Source organism: Methanobrevibacter sp. (assembly GCF_050872065.1).
GTDB lineage: Archaea > Methanobacteriota > Methanobacteria > Methanobacteriales > Methanobacteriaceae > Methanocatella.
Genome location: NZ_JBNMGD010000065.1, coordinates 1 through 5,527, shown reverse-complemented (window position 1 = coordinate 5,527; position 5,527 = coordinate 1). Strand labels below are relative to the sequence as shown.

Below are 5,527 nucleotides of genomic sequence, written 5' to 3'. Positions count from 1 at the left end.
TATATAAACTTAACTATTTTATATATCTTTTAATACAAAATACATAAAATAATAGTGTAACAATTAATATATAATAATAGACATATAAAATTTTTGCATATTATAAAAAAAGATAAAACACGAATATGACAAATCACAAAAATTCTAAAAAAAAAGTTATACAACAAATATAATAAAAAAGATTAAATAGAAAATTTAAAAATACAGTTCAGATGGTTTGCCAATGTATTCAAAATCATCTTTGTTTTCTAAGTATTTAACTCCAATGACTTTATTATCAGAAAGCAAACTGACAACACTCATTCCATCATCAACATCAATGATAATGATTTTAGTATTTTTTTCACCATCAACCTTGATTTTAATTATTCCATCATTTCTAACAAGTTCGGCATCTTCAAATTCATTACTTACCTCAGTTGAATACCAGTGCTGAGGTAATTTAACTCTAATATCCAAATCATCTAAAACATCTTTAACATGCATTTTAAATCCTCCTTCAAATTTAGTTTATGGAGAATCATATATAAATATGCTGTAACTAATCAACGGTTAAAAGTAGTCAAATTTCGATGAACTTCCAATTTATAATTAAATTCTTCTTTGATATATTATACTAAAAAGTGAATTTTATTTTTATCTATATCCTTTAAAGTGTGTGGCTCTGGAATATTATCTGAATGTCCAAGGGCTAAAATTCCTACAATCCTATAATGAGAATCAATTTTTAGGATTTCCCTCACAACTTCTTCTGCAGGGGTTTTGTCCTTAGATCTTAAATGAACCTGAACCCAACAACTTCCAAGGTTAAGTTCGGTTGCCATTAAATGCATATATGTTAGAGCAATTGATGAATCTTCACACCATGTATCAGCAAGCATTGTATCAGCTAGAACAACAATAGCTTTATCTGCTTTTTCAATAAGTCCAGCACCATGATCTTTACACTGTGAAAGTTGCATTAAAACTTCCTTACGTTCAACAACCATGAAATTACATGGTTTTCTATCCATACTTGTTGGTGCAAGAAGTGCTGCCTGCAAAATTTTATCAAGTTCATCTTTAGTAACCGGCTCATTTGTAAATGTCCTTGTACTTCTCCTTTTAAGCATTGTATCCATTAATGTCATGTTTAAAAATTAGTTTTTTAAAATATAAAAATATTAATTCAAACCCTTAAATTTTATCAATGCCATGCTTACATATCTTTATTAATGTATTTAAAAAAAATTCATCACTATATTTTACTTCATTTTACAGTAATTAAAATCTATCAAAAAACTTAATAAAAATATTATACAAATATTATTATACTAGGTGAATTTTAATGGATTTAATAGTAACAAAATTTGGTGGTACTTCTGTTGGAAACGGCAAAAGAATTAAAAAAGCCGCTGAATCAGTAGCAAAAGAGTATAAAAAAGGTAATCAAATTGTAGTTGTAGTATCAGCAGTCAATAAAACAACTGATGACCTAATAAAACTTAGCGACGATGCAATTACACACCACCTCACTGAAAAACAACATGCTGAAATTGTTGGTATGGGTGAGAGAATCAGTGTTAGATTATTCTCAGCTACTCTTGAATCATTAGGTGTTAAATCCATGTTTATCGATCCTTATTCCGAGCTATGGCCAATCATTACTGATTCAAATTATATGGAAGCCAAAATTGACTTTGATAAAACAAAAGAAAAAACCGAAAACCTCAAGAATTTATTAAATGATGGAGTGGTCCCAGTTATTTGCGGGTTTTTAGGCAAATACCAAAATCAAATCACAACTTTAGGTCGTGGTGGAAGTGATATCACCGCATTTTTAATTGGAGAGTGCTTAAATGCTAAAGAAGTAATTATTGTGACTGATGTTGATGGTGTCTTATCAACTGATCCTCGAAAAATTAGTGATGCTAAACTTTTAGAAAGCATTACTGTCGATGAGATGAGAACCCTTGCAACTCATGGAGCTCAAGTACTTCATCCTAATGCACTTGACTACAAACATCCGAAAATTGCTGCTAAAATTATCAATTACAATAAAGGCGATTTAACAGCAAAAGGAACTTATATTACTGGTCCTAAGGATTATAAACCTATTGATTTATATGAAAATCCTGTTGCATCAATAACCATTGTCGGAAAAAGCTTATTGAACAAGGTTGGAATCGTGTCTACCCTTTCAAACATTCTTTTAGAAAACGGAATCAATCTTTTTAAGATGAATCCTCATCATAATTCAATTACTGTTTTTATTGATAGTAAAGATGCTGACAAAGCCTACGAGCTATACCATGACCATGTTATTAAAAATGAGAGTTTAAGTTCTATCTCACGTGATAAAGACACAGCAATGTTTAGCATTACTGCACCTGAAATTACTGAGCTTTCACTAGCTAATATGTTAAAAGAAAACAGTATAAATGCTGTTTTGATAAATTACACTAAAACAGAAATCTTATTGTTTGTGGAATGGGAATTCAAATATGAAGTTTCCAAATTGCTCAATAATTATAAGAATTAGACTGATTGATATAGATTAAGAAGTACATCATATTATATTTTTAATCTACCTTCAACATACTTATTTTTTTGAATAAATAAAATTAAATAACTGAAAATACCCTGCTTTTAATTACTCATAAAATTAATTAAATAAATAAAAAAGTATCATACAATATTCCAACTGTTGCTATTAACAACAATTTGAATGTTTTATAAAAAAAATTCGAAGTGCGGCAGGCAACTTCGAATGGCATATTCACGACTTGTTATTAGCCACTTTATAATTATTAACTTTATAGAATATAAATTAAGTGGTTTTAAATCAAATCTCAAAAATATTTTTATAAAAAAATAATTTTAAATGTTTTTATTCTCTTTCACTAAACATGAATAATGAATATAACAAGAATTAAACTTTTTATTTATTAACTTGTAATTTAAAACCAGTCCCCACAAACTGAGCAACATCACGGCCAACATCATCTGAAATATTTACAATAATAATTGAAGATGTCCTTCCGCTTTTACGACAAGTTGCCTCAGCTATTAACTTATCTCCTTTTGGAGCAGACAAATAATTAATGCTTACTTGCTGAGCAACAGTCAATTGGTGAATTTGATTAGATAAAACTGCAAAAGCAAAATCAGCCAATGTGAAAATAACACCTCCCATTACTCCACCATAAGCATTCCTATGATCATCATTCAACATTAAAGAACAAACCGCCTTGTCATCTGTCAGTTCATCCAATGTAACTCCAGTATTTACTGCAAAATTATCATTATAAAAAAAATCTCTTGCTTCTTCCAATGAATTAAAATTACTCATATTATCCTCCAATTAAATTATTACCTTAATTAAATTTCAACCTTCAGGCAAAACGAACTTGACACCACCCACCTCAACAAAATTATAACATATGATGACAACGATACCCACTTATTAAGTAAATTTTTTCTCCATTAAACCTTCAATAGAATTTTTATTAAAAAATCTATATATATGTTCTTTCAATAAAGAACTATTATGTCAAAATTAACATTTAAAATAGCCGAAAGAAAAGATTCCGAATTAATCCTTGAATACATCAAAAAACTTGCAAAATATGAAAAAAGATCCGATGAAGTCATTGCAACTACCAAATCAATTGAAAAATGGGTATTTGATGAAAAACAAGCTGAAGTACTATTTGCTCTTGAAGATGAACATGTGGTTGGATTTGCATTATATTTCTTGAGCTTTTCAACATATATAGGGAATGTGAACATGCATCTTGAAGACTTGTTTATCGATCCAGAATACCGTGGAAAAGGATACGGTAAGACACTACTTAAGGAACTTGCAAAAATCGTGGAAAATAGAAATTATGGTAGGCTTGAATGGACCTGTCTTTCATGGAACAAACCAAGTATCAACTTTTATCTGTCAATCGGTGCTGATGAAAAAGATTGGAACGTGTTCCATCTTACAGGGGATGCCCTAAAGAACTTTATAAATGAATAAATATTATTTTTTAAAATAAAAAAGGGAAAAAAGACAAGAAATCTATACGATTCCTTGTGCATTCATAGCTTCAACGACTTTTTTGAATCCTGCAATGTTTGCTCCTGCAACATAGTTTTTGTCCATGTCATATTCACTAGCAGCTGCAGCAACATTTGCAAAGATGTTTTCCATAATATTTTTAAGTTTTAAGTCAACTTCTTCAAAGGTCCAGGATAATCTTTGAGAGTTTTGAGCCATTTCTAATGCAGAAGTAGCTACTCCACCAGCATTGGATGCTTTACCTGGTGCAAATAATACATTATTTTCTTGTAAGTATTCGGTAGCTTCAATAGTGGTTGGCATGTTTGCTCCTTCAGCAACAGCAAGTACTCCATTTGCCACTAAAGTTTTTGCATCTTCTAATAATAATTCATTTTGAGTAGCACATGGTAATGCAATATCACATTTAACAGTCCATACTCCTTTACCTTCATGATATTCAGCACTTTCTCTAGCTTCAGCATATGCTGTTAATCTTTCACGTTTTACTTCTTTTACTTCTTTGAGTAATGCTACATCTATTCCTTCAGGGTCGTAAATCCAACCGGTTGAATCGGAACAAGTTACTGGTTTACCACCTAATTGTTGAGCTTTTTCAATAGCATAAATTGCTACGTTTCCAGCTCCTGATACAGCAATGGTTTTACCAGCGATGTCAATGTCATTTGCTTTTAACATAGCATTAGTAAAGTATAATAATCCATATCCTGTAGCTTCAGTTCTTGCAAGGGATCCACCGAAGGTTAAACCTTTACCAGTTAATACTCCTTCGTATGAGTTAGAAAGTCTTTTGTATTGACCAAATAAGAATCCAACTTCACGAGCACCTACACCGATATCTCCAGCAGGTACGTCAGTGTCAGCACCTATATGTCTGTATAATTCAGTCATGAAACTTTGACAGAATGCCATTACTTCCCTATCGGATTTTCCTTTAGGATCAAAGTTAGATCCACCTTTTCCCCCACCAATTGGAAGACCAGTTAATGAGTTTTTGAAGATTTGTTCGAAACCTAAAAATTTAATGATACCTATATTTACAGAAGGGTGGAAACGTAATCCTCCTTTGTAAGGTCCAATTGCACTGTTAAATTGTACACGGTATCCAGTGTTTACTTGTACTTGACCGTTGTCATCTACCCAAGGAACACGGAATTTTATTTGTCTTTCAGGGTTTGCTAATCTTTCAAGAAGTGCATTTTTCCTGTATTCTTCTTCGTTTTCTTCAACTACAACTCTGATGGTTTCCATTACTTCGCGTAAAGCTTGATGGAATTCTGCTTCACCAGGGTTTTGCTCAATAATAGTTTCAATTACTTCATCTACATATGACAAAATTATTCCTCCAAATAAAATTTAGATTATTTTTAAGGATATCATTAAATTGAATTTTCTGTTGAATTTTTTCAACACATTTAACAATATAGTTAATTATATAATTGTTCTCATATTTAAATATTATTCAATTTTTAATAAAAT

General features: G+C 30.7%; 6 protein-coding genes. 2 read left to right on the top strand and 4 right to left on the bottom strand.

All coding sequences use genetic code 11. The annotated features are described in order from the left end of the window. Nucleotides 1-195: 195 nt before the first annotated feature. Nucleotides 196-486 (bottom strand): hypothetical protein, encoded by a 291-nt coding sequence (locus ACR0P1_RS07440; RefSeq protein WP_432645773.1) that lies wholly within the window; start codon nt 484-486, stop codon nt 196-198. 125 nt (nt 487-611) lie between these two features. Next, complete coding sequence (locus ACR0P1_RS07435) at nt 612-1,130, bottom strand: nitroreductase family protein (RefSeq protein ID WP_432645772.1); 519 nt, start codon at nt 1,128-1,130, stop codon at nt 612-614. A 197-nt stretch (nt 1,131-1,327) separates the two neighbouring features. On the opposite strand from ACR0P1_RS07435, the gene ACR0P1_RS07430 reads away from it, so the two are divergent. Further along, entirely contained in the window at nt 1,328-2,521 is a 1,194-nt protein-coding gene (locus ACR0P1_RS07430) for an aspartate kinase (RefSeq protein WP_432645771.1), read from the top strand. 399 nt (nt 2,522-2,920) lie between these two features. Here ACR0P1_RS07430 and ACR0P1_RS07425 read toward each other — a convergent pair whose 3' ends face one another. Then, on the bottom strand, nt 2,921-3,331 hold the full coding sequence (locus ACR0P1_RS07425; protein ID WP_432645770.1) for a PaaI family thioesterase: 411 nt from the start codon (nt 3,329-3,331) through the stop codon (nt 2,921-2,923). 198 nt (nt 3,332-3,529) lie between these two features. Between ACR0P1_RS07425 and ACR0P1_RS07420 the strand changes: the two genes are divergently transcribed. After that, entirely contained in the window at nt 3,530-4,006 is a 477-nt protein-coding gene (locus ACR0P1_RS07420) for a GNAT family N-acetyltransferase (protein WP_432645769.1), read from the top strand. A 42-nt stretch (nt 4,007-4,048) separates the two neighbouring features. Here ACR0P1_RS07420 and gdhA read toward each other — a convergent pair whose 3' ends face one another. Continuing rightward, nucleotides 4,049-5,383: an NADP-specific glutamate dehydrogenase gene (gene gdhA, locus ACR0P1_RS07415; protein WP_432645768.1), complete on the bottom strand. Its 1,335-nt coding sequence runs from the start codon at nt 5,381-5,383 to the stop codon at nt 4,049-4,051. Between the last annotated feature and the right edge of the window lie 144 nt (nt 5,384-5,527).